15 protein-coding genes are annotated in these 19314 nt (G+C 47.6%); 7 read left to right on the plus strand and 8 right to left on the minus strand.

Translation table 11 applies throughout. The features are described from left to right. Positions 1-86 precede the first annotated feature (86 nt). On the minus strand, positions 87-2630 hold the full coding sequence (locus E6W40_RS25705; RefSeq protein ID WP_136608473.1) for a beta-mannosidase: 2544 nt from the start codon (positions 2628-2630) through the stop codon (positions 87-89). A gap of 399 nt (positions 2631-3029) precedes the next feature. Here E6W40_RS25705 and E6W40_RS29635 point away from each other — a divergent pair, with 399 nt between their 5' ends. After that, complete coding sequence (locus tag E6W40_RS29635) at positions 3030-3197, plus strand: hypothetical protein (RefSeq protein WP_168929057.1); 168 nt, start codon at positions 3030-3032, stop codon at positions 3195-3197. Positions 3198-3252: 55 nt separating this feature from the next. Here E6W40_RS29635 and E6W40_RS25710 read toward each other — a convergent pair whose 3' ends face one another. Further along, the gene (locus tag E6W40_RS25710; RefSeq protein WP_136608474.1) at positions 3253-5160 is read right to left on the minus strand and encodes a sensor histidine kinase; all 1908 of its coding nucleotides are present in this window, start codon (positions 5158-5160) and stop codon (positions 3253-3255) included. Between the two features lie 233 nt (positions 5161-5393). Here E6W40_RS25710 and E6W40_RS29640 point away from each other — a divergent pair, with 233 nt between their 5' ends. Further along, on the plus strand, positions 5394-5558 hold the full coding sequence (locus tag E6W40_RS29640; protein WP_168929058.1) for a hypothetical protein: 165 nt from the start codon (positions 5394-5396) through the stop codon (positions 5556-5558). Positions 5559-5704: 146 nt separating this feature from the next. Beyond that, the gene (locus tag E6W40_RS30200) at positions 5705-6097 is read left to right on the plus strand and encodes a hypothetical protein (protein WP_246073191.1); all 393 of its coding nucleotides are present in this window, start codon (positions 5705-5707) and stop codon (positions 6095-6097) included. A 44-nt stretch (positions 6098-6141) separates the two neighbouring features. On the opposite strand, the gene E6W40_RS25720 is transcribed toward E6W40_RS30200, so the two are convergent. Next, positions 6142-7167 carry a YeiH family protein gene (locus E6W40_RS25720; protein ID WP_246073192.1) on the minus strand — a complete coding sequence of 342 codons (1026 nt, stop codon included), beginning with the start codon at positions 7165-7167 and terminating at the stop codon, positions 6142-6144. Between the two features lie 225 nt (positions 7168-7392). Here E6W40_RS25720 and E6W40_RS25725 point away from each other — a divergent pair, with 225 nt between their 5' ends. Beyond that, positions 7393-7623: a helix-turn-helix transcriptional regulator gene (locus E6W40_RS25725; protein ID WP_136608476.1), complete on the plus strand. Its 231-nt coding sequence runs from the start codon at positions 7393-7395 to the stop codon at positions 7621-7623. 71 nt (positions 7624-7694) lie between these two features. Beyond that, entirely contained in the window at positions 7695-8597 is a 903-nt protein-coding gene (locus E6W40_RS25730) for a LysR family transcriptional regulator (RefSeq protein WP_136608477.1), read from the plus strand. Here the strand turns inward: E6W40_RS25730 and E6W40_RS25735 are convergent. The 4 genes from E6W40_RS25735 to E6W40_RS25750 all read right to left on the minus strand — a co-directional run bounded on the left by E6W40_RS25735 (position 8582) and on the right by E6W40_RS25750 (position 12023). Beyond that, positions 8582-9397: a formate/nitrite transporter family protein gene (locus E6W40_RS25735; RefSeq protein WP_136608478.1), complete on the minus strand. Its 816-nt coding sequence runs from the start codon at positions 9395-9397 to the stop codon at positions 8582-8584. The genes E6W40_RS25730 and E6W40_RS25735 overlap by 16 nt on opposite strands. A gap of 298 nt (positions 9398-9695) precedes the next feature. Beyond that, positions 9696-10712, minus strand: a complete 1017-nt coding sequence (moaA, locus tag E6W40_RS25740) for a GTP 3',8-cyclase MoaA (protein ID WP_425464966.1) — start codon at positions 10710-10712, stop codon at positions 9696-9698. A 123-nt stretch (positions 10713-10835) separates the two neighbouring features. Beyond that, a complete protein-coding gene (fdhD, locus tag E6W40_RS25745) occupies positions 10836-11669 on the minus strand; it encodes a formate dehydrogenase accessory sulfurtransferase FdhD (protein ID WP_136608480.1) in 834 nt (277 codons plus the stop codon). Between the two features lie 6 nt (positions 11670-11675). Next, positions 11676-12023, minus strand: a complete 348-nt coding sequence (locus tag E6W40_RS25750; RefSeq protein WP_136608481.1) for a Na-translocating system protein MpsC family protein — start codon at positions 12021-12023, stop codon at positions 11676-11678. 372 nt (positions 12024-12395) lie between these two features. Between E6W40_RS25750 and fdhF the strand changes: the two genes are divergently transcribed. Further along, positions 12396-15311 (plus strand): formate dehydrogenase subunit alpha, encoded by a 2916-nt coding sequence (fdhF, locus tag E6W40_RS25755; RefSeq protein WP_425464967.1) that lies wholly within the window; start codon positions 12396-12398, stop codon positions 15309-15311. A 19-nt stretch (positions 15312-15330) separates the two neighbouring features. Further along, a complete protein-coding gene (locus E6W40_RS25760) occupies positions 15331-15804 on the plus strand; it encodes a helical membrane plugin domain-containing protein (protein WP_136608483.1) in 474 nt (157 codons plus the stop codon). Positions 15805-16064: 260 nt separating this feature from the next. Here E6W40_RS25760 and E6W40_RS25765 read toward each other — a convergent pair whose 3' ends face one another. Continuing rightward, positions 16065-19214, minus strand: a complete 3150-nt coding sequence (locus tag E6W40_RS25765) for a PAS domain S-box protein (RefSeq protein WP_136608484.1) — start codon at positions 19212-19214, stop codon at positions 16065-16067. Positions 19215-19314 lie beyond the last annotated feature (100 nt).

The raw sequence follows: 19314 nt of genomic DNA on the forward strand, positions 1-19314 counted from the left end.
TTAAACTTATTATTAATACAAAAGACTGCCTTAACCGCTTCCGCGGCTAGGCAGTCTTTTGTATACTCATCTACATTCCGGGCTTATCAGGATCGGATAAAATCCGCCATCGATTTCACAAGAAGCTGGTCTGGCTTGGCAGGAATGAACGCGCTGACAGACTCAGTCCGTGCAGAGAACTGCACCGTTTGGGGCATCCCTGGAACCAGATCGAAGAAATTATCACTGAAACAGCCTTCCACTTCGCTGGAAAGCCATACGTGTTTGGCGAGCTTGTTCGAACTTAGCTCAAATACCGTCCCGCCGCTTCCCTCGACTTCATGAATCTCGATTACGGGTTGCTCCAGAGCAAGCTCTTTCATCGGCACAAAGTAATGAACCTGGCTGTCCAGTACCTCTCCGGAACCTTCAAGCTGTGCCAGCAGGAAGGTATTTCGCATGTCTCTATTTTGCAAAAGCTGTTCGGCGGGGGATGAATATACCTTGGAAGATGTATTTGGCTTCATGTAGATAGGTACCGTGCGTTGGTTCAGAACTGCTCCATTCATATCCATAACCCATAAATGAATACTGCCGACGAACGGCTTCAGCTGATCGGAAATGACATACAAGTCCAGACCGTCTCCACTCGTTCCGTCAATCGACAAGGCGATATCCCGGAAACTGCGCTTGGCAGCATACTGCAGCGCTTTCCATCTGCCAAAATAGTCCATGCCTGCCCAGGAAGCCACCGGCCAGCAGTCGTTCATCTGCCAATAAAGCGTCCCCATACAGTATGGTTTACGGCGGCGATGCGACTCAATAGCCATTTTCATCGCCTCTGCCTGAAGCACCTGACTCATGTATAAAAAGGATGGAAAATCCTTAGGTTCATTCATATACATTTCCATGTACTGTTTAATCAGCCGGTTACCCTGACCATTTTTTTGATGCGCCAGCATGACAGGCGATTCGAGCTCCAGATCACTCTCTTCTGCATAACTGCGCACAGATTTATACTCAGGAAATGACTGGAATCCGTATTCACTCATGAACCGTCCGACGTAAATATTATAGTTTTCGAACGGCTCCACATTATGCCATACCCCCCAGTAATGAATATCCCCTGCCGTAGAATCATTAACCGCATGCTGCTTACTGTCTCCCGTTAAATCAATCATGGGTGATGAAGGCCAGTAAGGAATACCCGGTGCATGCTTGGCTACTGCCTCTGGCAGAATACTGTGGAAGATCTTCTCGTAGTCGCTCCATATTTTATCACGTAGTTCCGGCGCATAGCTTTGCTTCCAGCCCCAACCGCCACCTTCCGTATAATGTGACCAGGCGGTGTCGATCTCATTGTTACCGCACCAGATGACAACCGAGGGATGATTGCGGAGACGCTTCACATTTTCCTCCGCTTCTGCACGGACATTCTGCAAAAATGCCTCATCACCGGGATACATGCTGCAGGCAAACATGAAATCCTGCCATACCATCAGGCCGTATTCATCACACAAACGGTAGAACATGTCCTGCTCGTAGATGCCACCGCCCCACACCCGAAGCATGTTCATGTTGGAGGCAGCGGCTGTCGCAATTTCATGACGGTAGCGCTCTTCCGTAACTTCGGTAATGAAGCTGTCATTCGGGATATGATTCGCGCCTTTGGCAAAGACAGGAACTCCATTCAGTTCCACATAAAATGTAGATCCCGCTTCATCCTTTTCTCTAACCAGTTTGGCCGAACGCAGACCCGTTGTGACTGTCCTGGATGCGGTTAGGGATTCATGTTGTAACAACTCGACCTGAAATTCATATAGATGTGCATCTCCCAGCCCCCTGCACCACCACAGCTTCGGATTGGATATGACAAAAGGGATCTCGATCAAATTAATGCCTTGGTTTAGCACCACCTTTTGCTCCCAAATCAAAGCTTCAGTCTGGAGTCTGATCATCCCTTCCCCTTCTGCAACAGCCTCAATCTCAGTCACGGCCCTCAGTATGGCTTCAGCAGGAGTAATGTCAATCTGCTCGATGAACAGGTCCTGAATACGATTGTCCTCCCAGCCTTCAATCCAGACTTCCCTCCAGATACCGCTGGTAACGAATCTCGGACCCCAATCCCATCCATAATGATAAGGAGCTTTGCGGGCAAACACGCTGATCCTCTGCTCACCCAGCCCCCCTACTTCAGACTGATCATTGGATGCCGGAAGCGCATAACCCAGCTTCTCCAGCTTAGGCAGATCCTCCTGCACAGGAGAACGGAAGCGGATGTGAATCGTATTACCGCTGCTTTTCAGAATATTTTTAACATCCGCTTTCCACGTCCGGAACATATTATCTGCACTCAGCACCTGCTGACCATTCACGGTTACATCCGCATACGTATCCAGTCCGCCGAATACAAGCTCCAGCTGCGGAAGCAGCAAGAGCTCCTCCGGAAGATCGAAATGACTTTCATACTCCCAATCCTGCTTGTCGATCCACTGTACTTCTTTTTCATTGGTTCCGTAAAAGGGATCCGGTATCTTCGCATTTGCAAGCAAATCCGTATGTACGCAACCAGGAACCTTTGCATGCATCCATTCCTGTTCATGACAAGCTTTAAAGTTCCAATCGTTTACAACCCATTTTGTTCTGCTCATTATGCCCTCCCGCCAGCTTCAAGCTGATCAATATCAAATAAGTTATTGTTATCTATATTCAATAACAATAATAACAAAAATAATGATCATTAGCACCGATCACAATAAAATAAAAAACAAACTAGATAAAAGAATATCTTATCATGCAGTCATTAGTCATTTTGTCATAATCGCCAAAAACATTTTTATTCGTTATTATAATTATAATAATAATATATAACAATATAAATATTCATCTCGTTGATTAAGCTGTAACTCAGGCCAAAAGTTGTTTTTCGTCTATTTTCCTTCTATTTCGGCACGGTAATCGTATAGCAGACATAATCTAGAGTAAGTTCACAACGCACCTGAGCTAGCTTACTAATGCACATGCCGCTGCATTCAAAGGAGTGTCTACGTGTGAAGCCTGTAAAAACACGAAGTATCAGCCGTCCCAATACATCAGAAGCCCAAAGAAATCAAATAGCTCTTATTTCTGCACTGCTGTTTCTGATTGCTGCTTTACTCAGCTTATACGTCGCCTGGCAGGATTTAAGGAGTGGAGGTAATTCTGAAGTTTTCATCTAAAGTATGCAAAAATGACGCCGCTGTGAAGCCGGCGCCATTTTGCGTACAAGGTATTTTATATAGGATCCTCTTGGATGACGGCAGGAAAACGTACGATAACCTCCGTCCCCACTCCCTTTTCACTCAGAAACTTCATATTCCCTTTCATCACTTCAATAATGCGGAATGTGACCATGAGTCCGAGCCCCGTGCCTTTTGTTTTATTCGAAAAATAAGGCTCACCCAGTCTGGAGACTTCAGACGGCTCCATCCCTTCGCCATTATCCTGAATATGAATAACAACTTCATCTTGTTCGGTATAGGCCCAAATATGAACCTGCCCTTCTTCACGCAGCGCCTCGATACTGTTTTTGATTATATTGATAAAAGCTTGTTTGAATTTTGAAGAATTTCCTTCGATATATAAGTCCTTTGGAATTCTCGAAGTGATTTTGCTGCCTTGAAAATTGGCGAGAGGTATCAGAATTCCTTCGATATGGCGGAACTCATCAGCCAGCTCCAGCAGCTGTACCTGATCAATTTCAGGCTTCGCGAAGGTCAAGAAATCGGTAATTATGCCTGAAGCCCGATCCAGCTCCTTCAAGGCAAGCGTGAGATATTCCCTGTCTTTATGGATTGATTTTTCTAGCAGCAGCTGCAGAAAGCCCCGGGTCACCTGCAGAGGGTTCCGCACTTCATGGGCAACAGACGCAGCTAGATCGCTAATAATTTCCATTTTCTCGGAACGCTGCAGCTCCATATTGAACATTTCTAATTCCTTGGAATACATCAGAATCTGACGGTGATTCTCAGTGAATTTCTGACCGAGAACAGCAATAAGTGCAAGTGCAAATCCAAGAACTCCCCATTTCCACCAGTACAGCTCGTATTTCCCGCTGCTTACTATGAAGCTTATCATTTCAATCAGAACGGTGAGGCCGAATACAACAAAACCCGAGGTAAAAATCAGGGCATTCCTGTTGCCTTTGACCGCATACCCGATGGAGCTGACGACGACCAGGATAATCTGCAAAATAATCAAATAGCCGAGTATCTTAACGGATAACAAATAATACAAGTCAAAAATTCGATCATTAAGCAACAGGTTCACAACCATGAAACTCAAACATACTAGCGAATAAAATATCTGAAACTTGCGGAAATGCCGGATGATCTGCATATATCCTGCGCCAACTGTTTTTTCAAAGTAAAAAGTCAATGCGGGCAGCAGACTTAAGAGAGCAACGTCAAAAACGATAAGGATGATCTGTCCATAACCATTGTACAAGCTGTATAAAAGCGGCGAGTACGTCAGAATGATAGCTCCGATCGACAGCAAGATGAGTGTTAATGTCAGCCAGCTTATCAGCTGGCCTTTTCGCATGAACAAAGCCACAATCAACATGACCAGTCCCACAAATACCATGGAGCTGCCCAGGATCAGATCATCCAGATTCGATTTAACAAACTTCTTGAGCAGCATTTGATAATCGCCTGTCAGTACATCTCCGGCAATTCCGATCCTGTCCTTCTCCGCTTGTACCTGAATACGCAGCGTTTTGCCCATATCTCCGGGGCTTAGCGGAAGCAATATTTTGTTGGCGTCATACATATAACTACGGGTCTGCTCGTACACCTTACGCTGATCCAGATAAATAATGATGTGCTGCCCATAGACCTTTTTTAATAGCAGTGCGGAAGGGCTGGACTTAAGCTCGGGCAGTACCGTTTTATACCATGCATCTGCGGTATCCTGATCACGCGTTGGCAGGTTCTTCAAGGAATTCAACCTTTTCCAGCCCGCGTCCGGAGCTTCAATCGCCCTCAGATCGGCTGCATCTTTTTGCTGTGCCCATTTGAAATCCCAGCCTGACATCGAAATGTAATCCGACCCGGGTGCCGCAAAGCCAGAACCAGGCCTTGCGACAATCAAAACGATCATGACGAGCACCAGCACACAGGCTGTTTTGAATGCAACTCTCATATATCACCTCAGATAGTCATTTCTTATGCTATGAGGGCAGAAGACAATCCGCCTGAAATTTCGCAAATCTCTCGATTTATTATGTAATATATCGACAAATTTCGCAATTTCTCTATATTAAAAGTCATTCGCGTCGTCATTTGGCAACTGTTTCAGCAGCTGGGGCTTTGTTTATAAATGTACCAAGCGGAACAAATTACCTGAAAATAAAATATGAAGGAGGAGAAACAGCCATGCGTGAACCTCATAAGCAAGACATCGAGGTGGATCGGACAGAGGTACATAAGAAATCCGACTCCAGTCTCGTAGCTTCAACGTTTATCAAGTATGCGGCATACATCATCATTTTTTTCGGATTTCTCTACTTCCTGATCAGATATGTATTTCCAAAATTTTAAATTACAGCATGAGATAAGCCTCTCCCCGTGACCGCTGGGTTACGGGGATTTTTCATACAGTTTTTCCCACCTGAAAACGCAGGGTTTATTCTCAACTGTTTAGGGTAAGGGTAAGTATCGAATACAAAATAAGGAGATGAACCACTATGTCTGAAGAGTACAAAACGGAGGCGGATTTAACATATGAACGTTACGAAAATGCAGGAGAGCATCCTATTGACGAGGGTCTTCCCGAGGATGATTTTCGCGAAGTGAATACACAAACCGTACAAAGCATTACACGTGAGCCGGAAGCCGCCGATGTGGAGTTTTATACCCGCTCTGAAATGAGTCCGGAGCTCGGTAACCGGCGTACTGAGATTCCCGGAGAATCGCTGCAGTCTGCTGAGGATGACATAAGCGATGAAGAGACTGAGCTTGAAGATGTTCCTGATGCAGATGATATTCAGATGAACAGTCCGATTGACCCTTCGGCAACCATTGAAGATATGCATGGAACCGATCTGATCAATGGATATGATGGTGATGATTCAGAATAAAATAAAAACGGGCTCCGGGACAGCGGAGACCGTTTTTTGTCTTTTTACATAAAACCAAGCATATGCACCAACACAAACCCCATAATAGCCAATACTACCGATCCCATCAATCCGGCTGCAAACGGCTTCACTCCGTTGCGGCGGAAAAAGGCAAAATCGACATTGAGGCCAAGACCTGCCATCGCCATAGCGATCAGGATATAAGCGATATTGATGATTTGCGCTGTAACTGCATGAGGAATGATACCCAGTGAATTTACAGCACTCATCAGTAGAAAGCCAAGCACAAACCACGGAATTTGAATTTTGCTTTTATGCGTCTTTTCTTGCTCTCTGCGGCTGGCCCAGTATCCTACGCATAGCGAGACCGGAACCAGCAGAGCTACCCGTGTCAGCTTGACGATCACAGCCATATCCTCCGCTTCTTTCCCGCCTGGTGCCGCTGCCGCAATCGCATGGGCCACCTCATGGAGGGTACCACCTGCAAAAGCGCCGTACCCCGTATTCGTGAGTCCCAGAAACGGATACAGGCCTACATAGATTAATGTAAACAAAGTACCGAGAATAGCAACTGTAGCTGCACTGACAGCTGTTTCCTGATCTTTCGCTTTAATCAACGGAGCGATGGCTACGACAGCTGCAGCACCGCAAATGGCAGTCCCGCATGCCGTCATCAGCGACATCGTCCGATCCACTTTTAACAACCTTGCCAATCCATATACAACAAAGATCGTTACCGTAATATTGACCGCTGCCAGCAATACGACCTTTGGACCGGCGTGGGCGATGTCCATTAGATTCAGCCGCATCCCGAGCAGTATGATCCCGAAGCGAAGCAGTTTTTTATTGGAAAAGGAAACCCCCGGCATAATATAGTCCGGAACCCCAACGGAAGCTCTGTAAACCATCCCGAGGATAATCGCCAGAACGAGCTGGCCCATAATGCTTAGAAACGGAAAAAGGGATAATCCCTTTGCGAGCAGTGATAAAATCAGCGTCAGCCCAATCCCCAGAATAAATGCGTTAGTCTTTCTTTTTCTGCGAGGAACTGCAGATTCCTGTGAAATCATTGGTATTGCCATCCCCTTTGTTCAATCTCTGTTGTTCTCATACGCTCACTATAAAGTTGATGGCTCAGGAAGTGAAATACCGATTTGCTATCTCTATCATGAGGAAAACTAATGATTATAAGATTTCTTTAATATGCCGTTAATAGTAATCAGAAATGCAATATATAGATTATATTAAGTAATGTATATGTTACACTGTGTTCCATAAGGAGGTGCCGGTGCTCTTTGATGAACCAAGTGAAAATGGCGCGCATTCAAGCAGATTTAACCCAGCAGCAGCTGGCCGATCGAACCGGAGTAACCCGCCAAACCATCAGTTTAATTGAAAAAGGAACGTATAATCCGTCATTGAAATTATGCTTGAATATTTGTTATGCCCTGAACCGGAAACTTGATGATCTGTTTTGGGTACAATCAGAAGAGACTAAGCATGAAAAGATCGCGGATGAAAGATAAATGAAGACGAGGATGATCTATAGGATGGAAGATTTGAAGAACATTCCGAAATTAAATGGAGGAGTCACATCATGATTACGGATACACTGAAAGTGTTTGTCGCGGTGGCCGAGCAGCGGAACTTTTCCCAGGCGGCCAAACTGCTTAATTTATCCCAGCCGGGCGTGAGTCTGCATATCCGCAATCTGGAAAATGAGCTTGGTGCCAAGCTATTGCATCGTTCTCCCAAGCTCGTGAAATTAACGGAAGCCGGAGAAATATTATTCGGCAAAGCGCAACAGATTCTGGGTCTATATGATGAAGCCAAACAGGATATACATATGCTTAGAGATGAAGTGACCGGTTCCTTGTTTATGGGAGCCAGCTTTACGATCGGGGAATATATTTTGCCGAGAGTGCTTGCAGATTATGCGCAGCAGTATCCTCTCGTGGATGTGCAGGTTCATATCAGCAATTCGGACAATATTTTGCAGGATATCCGTGCAGGACGTTTCCATATCGGACTGGTTGAAGGCCAAGTCGACGCAAAAGACCTTCAAGTCACAGCCTTTATGAAGGATGAGATGGTTCTGATCGCCTCTCCCGATCATCTGCTGGCCGCCAGTAAAAGCGTCGATTTTAACCAGCTGCAGGATCAGGTATGGGTAATGCGGGAAACAGGATCTGGCACGCGCACTTACAGCGACAGGCTGATTCAGGATGGCGGCCTGTCCATCAAGCGCAGCTTTGTGTTTAACAGCAGCCAGGGCGTCAAGGAAGCCGTAGCCTGCGGCCTCGGCATTGCCCTCTTGTCACGCTGGGTTGTCCGCAAAGAACTGGGCAGTGGAGAGCTGAGTGAAATTCCCATCCGGGGAATAAAGATCAGCCGGGATCTTTCCCTGCTGCAGAGCAAGGATGAACCGGCTGTCATGGCGGTACTGAAGTTTATTCAAACTTTGAATCTTAACGTTCAATCCATTTATGCGGATTTCTGACTTTCCTGCTGCTTTAGAAGAGTCGCGGTGCCGGTCGGCTGACGGTAAGCAACGAAGTATGCTCCTGCGACGAAAAGTGCGCCGCCGACAAGGTTGCCAAGGAATACCGCGCTGAAGTTCGGGAAATATTGTCCCCAAGTCATTTGTCCGGCAAAAATAGCGGCTGGAATCACGAACATATTGGCGACAACGTGCTGGAAGCCGATCGCAACGAAAGCCATGACCGGGAACCAGATGCCGGCGATCTTACCAGCAACATCTTTCGCGCCGTAAGCAAGCCATACCGCAAGGCATACCAGCCAGTTGCAGCCGATGGCGGACACGAATGCCTGTGTAAATGTATCATGAACTTTTGCGTTAGCAATGGCTACCGTTTTGGTCAGGAAAGCTCCTTCCGTAAGACCAACCACATGACCGAAGAAATAAGCGACGAATACAGCACCGACGAAGTTTGCAATGGTCACCAAAATAAAGTTTTTCAGCACCGAGCCAAATCCAATTTTGCGTGCAAACCATGCCATCGGTAGTGTCATCATGTTCCCTGTCAGCAGCTCTCCGCCTGCAAGTACCGTCAGAATCAATCCAACGGGGAACACAGCGGCACCCAAAAAGCCTGTAACGGAACCCCATTCTTTAGGTGCCGTACCAATGACGCGGATATCCAGCAGAAATCCGAGGGCAATAAAAGCTCCGGCTAAAAATCCCAGAACAAGCAGTGCGGAGAGAGTAAGTCTGGCTTTCTTCTCTCCGGTCTCGACTGCAATGTCTTTAATTTGCTGCGGTGAGTAAAACGATGACATGAATCATTCCTCCATAAACATTTCAAATTTTCAGCATAAAAACGCAACAAAAAAACCGCCACGAATCCATCCTTTCGCCAGAATACGAAAAAGAAAGATTAGTGCCGGTTAATTCTCCTACCCGTTTCCTATAGGAGCATCAATCAACGATCACGCTATCAATAGAGCAGCTGCAACACCTACAGCCCCTCCATTGCACTATGACATTTCATACACATGATAACATAGGTTCATTTTTTGTCAACAATGTGAACATGAACACAAAGTCTTTAAATAACACAGATTTATCGACTCCAATTTAACCGCCAATCCTGGACATTTCCACCTTGGCTCCTTCGTTCCGTTCTCCGCCTGTCGTTCCCCGCTCCAGAGAATACTGGTCATGTCTGCCTTCCCAGATGGATATGATACGCTCCATTATTTCATCGTCGGAAGCATCCGAACGCAGCAGCGTGCGCAGATCATGACCTTTGGTCGCAAACAGACAGGTATAGAACATGCCGTCCGCCGACAGTCTGCCCCTCGTACAGGTAGAACAAAAAGCATCACTGACAGATGAAATCACGCCAATTTCGCCTTTACCATCCAGAAAACGAAAGCGAGAAGCCACTTCTCCCGGGTAATTGGGATCGGCAGGGGCAAGCGGAAATTCTGCTCCGACCCGTTCCAGTATTTCCTTCTTGCTGACAACCTGCTTCCAGTCCCAGCCATTGGTATTGCCTACATCCATATATTCGATCATGCGCAGAATATGGCCCTTTTCGCGAAAATAACGGACCATCGGCAGCAGTGCATGCTCATTCACGCCTTTTTGGACCACCATATTGACCTTCACCTGCAGCCCTGCTTCCGCTGCGGCATCAATTCCCTCCAGAACCTGCCGAACACGGGCCTTGCCGCCATTCATTCTCATGAAGGTCTCATCATCCAGTGCATCGAGACTGACCGCCACACGCATCAATCCAGCCTCGCGCAGCTTCACAGCCTGTTTGGCCAGAAGACTTCCATTGGTTGTCAATGCAATATCCTCGGCACCCTTGATTTCAGAGATGCCTGCAATGATCTCGGGCAATTCTTTGCGCAGGATAGGTTCGCCTCCTGTTATACGCATTTTCTGTACGCCCAGCCGCGTGAAAATGCGCGCAATCCTTACCGTCTCCTCAACGGACAGGATATGGTCACGGGATAAAAACGGATAATCCTTATTAAAAATTTCCTCCGGCATACAGTAACGGCATCGGAAATTGCAGCGGTCCGTCACGGAAATCCGCAGGTCTCTGAGTACTCGTTTGTAAAAATCATTGGTTTCCACGATGCTCACTCCATTTCTGTGCCAAAATAACCCCACAAAGTGGAGCCTATGCTGAAGAATGCTCATTTCTGAATACGCTGCGGGGAACCCCGATATTAAGGACAGCCGGATGCCCCAGGCATCCGGCTACTCCACATCCGCGGTATTTTTCTTCATCTCTTCCCTGCATTCGAGAATACGCTGAGGATGGGTATACACATTGCAGGAATTTCCTCGTACAAAACCCACTGTCGTAATACCCAGATTCTCGGCCAGCTCAAGGGCAAGTGCCGTTGGAGCAGATTTTGAAAGTATGACCCCACAGCCGATTTTGGCGACCTTAAGCAGGATCTCAGAAGAAATTCTACCGCTGAACACGATTACTTTATCGTTCATGGGAATGTCCTGCTTCAGGCAATGACCGTAGATCTTATCCAGCGCGTTATGTCGTCCGATATCCATCCGTTCCAGCAAAACACCACTCCGGTCACATAAGGCTGCATTGTGGACACCACCTGTTTGGCTAAAGGTTTCGGCGCCTTCCTGCATCTCCCGGACCAATCGAAAAATATCGTCAAAGGACAGTTCAACCGGTACATCATGCAGTCGTTTAGCCGTCTTTGCGTCATTAAAAAAAACAAATCCCTGCCGGCTCGCGCCGCAGCAGGAAGTCACATAACGTTTGCTGTAAAGCTGGCGGTGAAGCGGACTCCAGCTACTGACCGTAGCATGGACGAAGCCTTCATCCTCCTGCACCCAGAGCTTCTCGATTTCATCGGTGCCGGATATGACTCCCTCTGAGGCGAGATAGCCCACAGCCATATCTTCAATGTATTCCGGAGTACAGACCAGCGTCGCGAATTCCTCGCCGTTTATTTTTATCGTCACAGGATGCTCGGTGACGATAAGATCCGTTTTCTCCGTAATTTGGCCGTGCTCGTAGCGGATAATGTTCCCCTTTTCCCTCGTCACAGTATTCATCGGTTCTCATCCCTGCTCTATATTTTTCTCAAACATAAAAACGGAAATGGCCACATCCTCGTCGACCTTGATATCCGAAAACAGATGAACCAGTTTCGAGCCGCAAAGCTCTTCCAAGCCTTCCGGAACCTGGTTTTTATACAAATCCTGAATCATATACGTTCTGGCGCTGTGCACCATTTTTTTGCCATCCGGCGTTTGTGCGATAAACTTTTCCGTAGGGGTAAAATTCCCGTACATCCGAGTGATAGCCATGTTCTCAACAAAGGTCGTATGAATGCGCTCCGGGCCTTTGCCGAACGTGTCTTTTCTGACTTTCCGGATGATGTCGTTAAACGCAACTTCCTTTTTCATCCCTCAATCACCTCATTACAAGTTTAACACTATACTAAATCCTAGTAACAATGTACAGGACGATTCGGCAAAAATCCAGAAGGCAAAATTTAATCCTGACAGATAATTCAATCTTGTTTTTTCAAGCGGAAGTAGTATAATCATGGCGAGACACCATTTTGACAAAATAACGGGAATGATCTGTTTAGTAGGCCATTGCTAATCGGTTACTCCACTACAACCTGCCGCACCAGAACTAGCGGATCAGGTTTAGTGGAGTTTTTTGTTTGTGGACTTTTTTATGAACGATCCGTTTAAGCAAAGGATTCTACATCCGTTATCGTGAAAGAATTGGGGAAATGAGGTTATTTCGTGAGCCAGAAAACTGTAAGTATAGCTTTGAACGGAACAAACGTTGAATTCAAAGAGGGCATGACGGTACTCGAGGCCATTAACCTTGCAGGACTAGAGCATCCTCAAATTTGTTATGTACCCGAAGTGGATCCTATTCAAACATGCGATACCTGTATCGTTGAAATCAATGGCCAACTAAAACGTGCCTGCTCCACCAATGCGGCGGACGGCATGGATATCAAGCTTTCTTCGGATCGGGCTAAGGAAGCCCAAACGGAAGCAATGGACCGGATTCTTGAGAATCATCTGCTGTACTGCACGGTCTGTGACAACAACAATGGAAACTGCAAAGTGCATAATACGGCAGAATTGATGGAAATTGAGCATCAAAAATATCCTTATCGCCCGAAAGTCGACGCCTCTGAAGTTGATATGTCCCATCCGTTTTACCGGTATGATCCTAATCAATGTATCGCCTGCGGTCAATGCGTTGAAGTGTGTCAAAACCTTCAGGTCAATGAAACGCTGTCGATCGACTGGGAAGCAGATATTCCCCGCGTGAAATGGGATGCCGGCACATCCATTAATGACTCCTCCTGCGTGAGCTGCGGACAATGCGTGACCATCTGTCCTTGCAACGCATTAATGGAGAAATCGATGCTCGGCGAAGCCGGGTTCATGACTGCTATTGATAAGCCGATTCTCGATCCGATGATTGAACTGGTCAAAGAGGTAGAGCCAGGCTACAGCGGCATTTTTGCTATTTCCGAAATTGAAGCCGCAATGCGCGACACCAGAACACGCAAGACCAAAACGGTTTGCACGTTCTGCGGCGTGGGCTGCTCCTTTGAAGTGTGGACCAAGGGACGCAAGATCCTGAAAGTTCAGCCATCTCATGATGCCCCTGTCAATGCGATTTCCACCTGTGTTAAAGGTAAATTCGGCTGGGATTTCGTGAACAGTGAAGAACGCATCACTACTCCGCTGATTCGTCAGGGAGATGCATTTGTGGAAGCCTCATGGGATGAAGCTCTCTCCCTTGTTGCTGAACGTCTGGGCGGAATCAAGAAGGAATACGGCTCTAACGCGCTCGGATTTATTTCTTCCTCCAAAATCACCAATGAAGAAAACTACGTGATTCAAAAGCTGGCACGCCAAGCGTTTGAAACCAACAATATCGACAACTGCTCCCGTTACTGCCAATCCCCTGCTTCGGACGGACTGATGTCCACTGTAGGTATCGGCGGTGATGCCGGCTCCATCAAGGACATTGCAGCTGCAGGACTTGTCATTCTGATTGGCTGCGCTCCTGCGGAAGGCCATCCCGTGCTTGCGACACGCATCAAACGTGCCCACAAGCTGCATGGACAAAAGCTGATTGTTGCAGATCTGCGAAAACATGAAATGGCTGAGCGCTCCGATCTGTTTATTCGTCCAAAACAAGGATCCGACTTTGTGTGGCTTACTGCCGTCACCAAATACATGATCGACCAAGGCTGGCATGACGCAGCTTTCGTCCAGCAGCATGTCAATCAGTTCGGTGAATATTCGCAGCTGCTTGAGAAATTCACACTGGAATATGCCGAACAGGAGACCGGTATTTCCAAAGACACACTCATCTCCATCGCGGCTATGATTCATGAAGCTGATGGAACCGCCATCTGCTGGGGTATGGGTGTAACCCAAAATATAGCCGGATCGCATACTTCCGCGGCAATTTCCAACTTGCTGCTCGCAACCGGAAACTATATGCGTCCAGGTGCAGGGGCATATCCGCTCCGTGGTCACAATAACGTACAAGGCGCTTGCGACATGGGAACCCTGCCGCCATGGCTGCCAGGCTACCAGCATGTATCCAATGATGAAGCCCGCACCCGCTTTGAACAGGCTTACGGTGTAAGCATTTCTCCAAAACCGGGCATGGATAACATCCAAATGCTGGATGCGGTGGATCGCGGCGAGCTCAAGGGTATGTACCTGGTTGGCGAAGACATGGCTTGGGTCGACTCCAATGCCAATCACGTACATGAGCTTCTCAGCAAGCTGGACTTCTTTGTGGTTCAGGACGTCTTCCTGTCCCAAACAGCCCAATTTGCCGATGTCATTCTGCCTGCTGCCCCTTCCCTCGAGAAGGACGGCACCTTCACGAATACGGAGCGTCGTGTACAGCGTCTGTATGAGGTCATGGAACCAATGGGGGATTCCAAGCCGGACTGGTGGATTACGACTCAGCTTGCGAAACATCTTGGCTTCGACTGGAACTACAGCCATCCAAGCGAAATCTTTGCAGAAATGGCCAGCCTGACACCGTTCTTCGCTAAAGCAAGCTACGAAGTCATGGAAGGCTGGGGCAGCTTTACCTGGGGTTCTGCAACTGGTGAAAGCACGCCGCTCCTGTATACCGACGGATTCCATTTCCCGGACAAAAAGGCCCGCTTCTCGCTGGTGGACTACATTCCTCCAATGGAATTCCCTGCAGAATTCGATCTTGTGCTGAATAACGGACGCCTCCTGGAACAGTTCCATGAAGGCAATATGACTAACAAATCGCATGGTATCAACCTGAAGCTGCCAGAAGTCTTTGTAGAAATTTCGCCTGAGCTGGCCGCAGAACGCGGTCTCGAAAGCGGATCTTTGGTTCGCCTTGAATCACCTTACGGCGCCATCAAGCTGAAGGCTCTGGTGACAGATCGCGTACACCGTAATGAGATCTATGTTCCAATGCACTCCACCAGCCATGAAACGGCTGTTAATCTCCTGACCGGAGGTGCGGTGGATGTCCGTACGCATACGCCTGCCTATAAGCAGACGAAAGTCCGGATGCAAACCTTGAACATTAAAGGAGCGAATCCGCTTCCGCTCAGTAATCCGCGGAACAAGAAGCGGCATCCGCAAAACGGAGTCGAAGTTCAGCGCAAATGGAACCGTCCCGGTTATGTTTCTCTGGTGGACTAAAGGAAAGGTGGTATGAAAATTGGCACAACCCATTTCTTTTATTAAAAAACGCGTTCTAAGCGAAGAAGAAATAAAGCAGCAGTCACTGGATCAGCTGAAGGATTCCGTAGCCGAGCATGAACAGGCGATTGAGAAGGCAATCGCTGTCCTGAGCGAGCTGTACGGCAGCGGCGTCCTGGAAGCAGCCGAATCGCTGCTGAAGGCAAAAGCCAAGGTTGCTGAAATTGCCCTCAATCAGGTAAAGCGACCTGAAATGACGAACATGATCAATAATGGTCTCGCAGCGGCGGGAGCCCTATCCGCTATTGACCCGGAACAAACCTCTAAGCTGCTAGGCAGTGTGGCGAAAGGACTTGAGGAAGCGAATGAGCCTCAGGACAAAAAGCTGACGGTCTTTTCCCTTATGAGTGCCCTGAAGGATCCTGATGTGAACCGCGCAATCGGCTTTGGCCTGCGTTTCCTGAAAGGGATGGGCAAAGGGCTGGGCGAGTAGGTTTTGGCATCTCTCCTTAACATGCATGCCCATATGTATGAATAAATGAATGAATAAAAGGCAGGTTCCAATTTTGGAATCTGCCTTTTTCCGTATGTTCCTTTACATCCGTATACTCCTATAAACAAAAACAGACCCCGGAGCATCGGGCTCCAGGGCATCAATCAATATATTATAAAAGGGGTATGGCTTTATTATAAGTGCCCTATCTTAAAATTAGATGAAAATAACCTTCAAGACACCTTAAATTTGCAAAGGAATTACCGCAAACTTATGTGTCTGCTCCATTTTTCGAGTGCCCGTTCCATATCGGACATCAAAACAGGCTTGCTTAAGAAATCATGCATCCCCGCTTCCAGGCACATTCTATGGTTATCGGCGCCAGCAAAAGCGGTGACAATGATAACAGGCAGTCCCTCCTGCGGAAGCTGGCGGCGAATGGACTGCACAGCCTCGATGCCATCGATGACCGGCATCTGCACATCCATAAAAATCAGGTCGTAATTCCCCTCTACAGCCGCTCGAATCGCCTCGGCTCCATCAACAGCCATGTCAGGAGCGTATCCCATTTTATTCAGGATCGCCGTAAGCAGCTGACGGTTAACCGGATGATCATCAGCCACCAAAATATTCAGTAGACCAAAACGCGGCAGGGTTGTTTCGGGCAGCTCAAGCCTGCTTAAAGTCTTCGCTTCACTTTCCGGCATGCTTGAAATCCTAATTTCTTCTTCTATAACAGGATTCGCTTCCTCCCGATGAACAGCCACATCATCGCTGGAAGTCCAGGCTTTGGATTTTAAGGTAAAATAAAACGTGGTTCCCCCTTCCTCTTCTTCCTGGATAACCCCGATCGATCCGCCCATCAGCTCGACCAGCTTCTTGCATATGGAAAGGCCTAAACCTGTTCCTCCGTATTTGCGGTTAATAGCCGGATGTAGCTGTGAAAAGGACTGGAACAGCTGGTCAAGCTTATCCGGTGGTATGCCGATTCCTGTATCCTTAACGAAAAACTCCAGCGTCATTTCGCCTTCCGACGAATCGCTTGCCATTTGAACCGAAACGGAAACTCTTCCGGTTTCGGTAAATTTAATCGCATTGCCAACCAAATTAATCAAAACCTGCCGCAGTCGTCCTTCATCACCGCGGATCATATCCGGAATGTCCGGCGAGATATGCACGCGCAGCTCCAAATCTTTCTCAGCCGCTTTGGCAGAAAACAACTCGGCCACGCTGCATAGAATCGAATGGATTTGAATCGGATCATCGCTGAGTATCATCTTCCCCGCTTCAATCTTGCTGAAATCGAGGATTTCATTCAAAATTTGCAGCAGCGCATCACTGCTCTCACGAATGATATCGGTGTAGCTTTGCTGCTCCTCATTCAGCGGGGAATCCGCAAGCAGCTCGATCATCCCCATAATCCCATTCATTGGCGTTCTCAGCTCATGGCTCATAATCGCCATGAACTCAGACTTCGCCTTATCCGCCTGCTCGGCCGATTCCTTCGCGCGGAGAATTTGCTTCTCATTCGTAATATCGTTGAAGACAATGACTGCGCCCATCCGCTCTCCCTTGTCAAACAACGGGGTTACGCGGTAGGATGCCAGAAAGCTGGAACCATCCTTCCGCCAGAATACCGACTCCTCCTTATACAGGGCAATCCCTTCCCGGACTGCGCTCATAATCGGAGATTCGCCCGGAAGATAATGACTACCATCCGCACGCGTCTGCTGCAGCATTCCCAAAAATGATTGTCCAATCCATTCTCCCGCATTAAATCCAAGCATTCTGGCTCCAGCAGGATTCATAAAGCCTGCCTGGCCCTCCAGATCAACCCCAAAGATCCCCTCAGATACCGAGTTCAAAATGAGCGCATGCTCATAGCTCAGCTTCTTGATTTGCTCCAAATACTGTTTGCTCTCCGTGATATCGCTCGTAATGCCAAAGACGCCAACAATCTTGCCGCGCAAAATAATCGGTACATTAATGACGCTGACTTCAATCCGGTGGCCGTCCCGATGCCGCAGGCCAATCTCATAGGTCTGCGGCTCACCCTTGGCCGCAAGGCTGAAATGATAAGCCGTCTTGTCCACATCGACGGGATCTATTAATGGAGTAAAGTGATTATGCAGCATTTCATGCTCTGTGTAGCCGCATAGAATCTGCTGCCCCCGGTTGACCGTCAGCAGATTGCCTTCCAAATCAAGCGAAGCGACTCCCGCCGGATTGTATTCAAACAGCGATTTATACTCTTTCAGTTGAAGATCAACCTGTTTACGTTCTGTAATATCACGGGAAACGGATATCACCTCTTCCACTTCCCCGTTCACATTATAGGTGAAGCGGCTGTTGGTTTCGAACCACATGTAAGTGCCATCTTTGCGGCGGAACCGGAATGTAAATGCATCCGGTGAATCTTCATCCAAGGCGGAAATAAGATGATGCCTGACCTTCTTCACATCGTCAGGATGAATATAACTGCGGCTCGAAGTTCCTTCCATCTCTTCCGGTTCGTAGCCCAGCATGGGTCTGCATACTGGCGAGACATAAATAAAAGTCAGCTCGTCATCTACCTTGTGGCGGGAAATGAAGTCCAGTGAATAATCCATAATGAGCTTGTATTTCTGCTCACTTTGTTTTAGCTTCTGCGCCATCTCGACCCGGTCATTCACATTGCGGCCAATGGTCAGAATCCGCTTGATACCGCCATCTTGGTCCTGAATAATCTGAAATGCCGTCTCAATCCACAAATAATGCCCGTCCTTATGTCTGACCCTCCGGGTAAATACGCTGTCAAGGGAATAAAGAGCGTTTCCGTTCAGCATGTCGGCCGCATCATCCGGGTGGTAAAACTCAGCCCGGTGATGACCTATCATTTCTTCAGCCTCATAGCCAAGTATCCGTTTCATGGAAGGGGAGACCTCTTCCAGAATGCCATCCGCCCTGCTGGTGGAAAAGAGAATATCCGCATTCTTCTCAAACAGAATCTGCATATTGGGATCAATCTCTATACGCTCTTCTTCGATTTTAGCATCCGACAGAATCGTTGCTTCCTGAACCAGATAATCATCCTCTCCGTTTTCTCCGCTCTTTGCCAGAGAAACCTGCAGTCTCACCCTAACCTCATATCCGTTTTTATGTATATAACATTTCTCCACAATCGTTAGATCTGTTGAAGATTGATGAAGCAGCTTCGCAAGACATGCAGGGGCTGTATTCAGCCTGTCATACGGATGTGTGATTTCCGCTTCTGTCATGGACAAAAGCTCCAATTCCGTATAACCCAGCATAGCGGCAAAGACGCTGCTGACAGCAATCCATTGCTCGGTATCGACGGCAACTGCAGCCATCGGAATCGACGCATGCTTGTATAGTTGTTGAATGAAGTTGTCATTACGCGAGTTTTCCACTGCCGGTCCTCCCTTCTATCACAAAAGACAAGCATGTTGAGCCCTTCGAACAGGTTGAATGGAATCGGCTCAATAGCAGATTAACCTAGATACAGGGTTT

Origin of the sequence: Paenibacillus dokdonensis, assembly GCF_004916975.1 — a bacterium.
Lineage (GTDB): Bacteria > Bacillota > Bacilli > Paenibacillales > Paenibacillaceae > Paenibacillus_AQ > Paenibacillus_AQ dokdonensis.

Excerpts from the sequence above, each read along its gene's own strand:
- fdhD (WP_136608480.1), bottom strand. The coding sequence starts at position 11,669 with ATGAATACTGTGACGAGGGAAAAGGGGAACATTATCCGCTACGAGCAC.
- E6W40_RS25735 (WP_136608478.1), bottom strand. The coding sequence starts at position 9,397 with ATGTCATCGTTTTACTCACCGCAGCAAATTAAAGACATTGCAGTCGAG.
- E6W40_RS25720 (WP_246073192.1), bottom strand. The coding sequence starts at position 7,167 with ATGATTTCACAGGAATCTGCAGTTCCTCGCAGAAAAAGAAAGACTAAC.
- E6W40_RS30200 (WP_246073191.1), top strand. The coding sequence starts at position 5,705 with ATGTCTGAAGAGTACAAAACGGAGGCGGATTTAACATATGAACGTTAC.
- E6W40_RS25750 (WP_136608481.1), bottom strand. The coding sequence starts at position 12,023 with ATGAAAAAGGAAGTTGCGTTTAACGACATCATCCGGAAAGTCAGAAAA.
- E6W40_RS25730 (WP_136608477.1), top strand. The coding sequence starts at position 7,695 with ATGATTACGGATACACTGAAAGTGTTTGTCGCGGTGGCCGAGCAGCGG.
- E6W40_RS25710 (WP_136608474.1), bottom strand. The coding sequence starts at position 5,160 with ATGAGAGTTGCATTCAAAACAGCCTGTGTGCTGGTGCTCGTCATGATC.
- E6W40_RS29640 (WP_168929058.1), top strand. The coding sequence starts at position 5,394 with ATGCGTGAACCTCATAAGCAAGACATCGAGGTGGATCGGACAGAGGTA.
- E6W40_RS25705 (WP_136608473.1), bottom strand. The coding sequence starts at position 2,630 with ATGAGCAGAACAAAATGGGTTGTAAACGATTGGAACTTTAAAGCTTGT.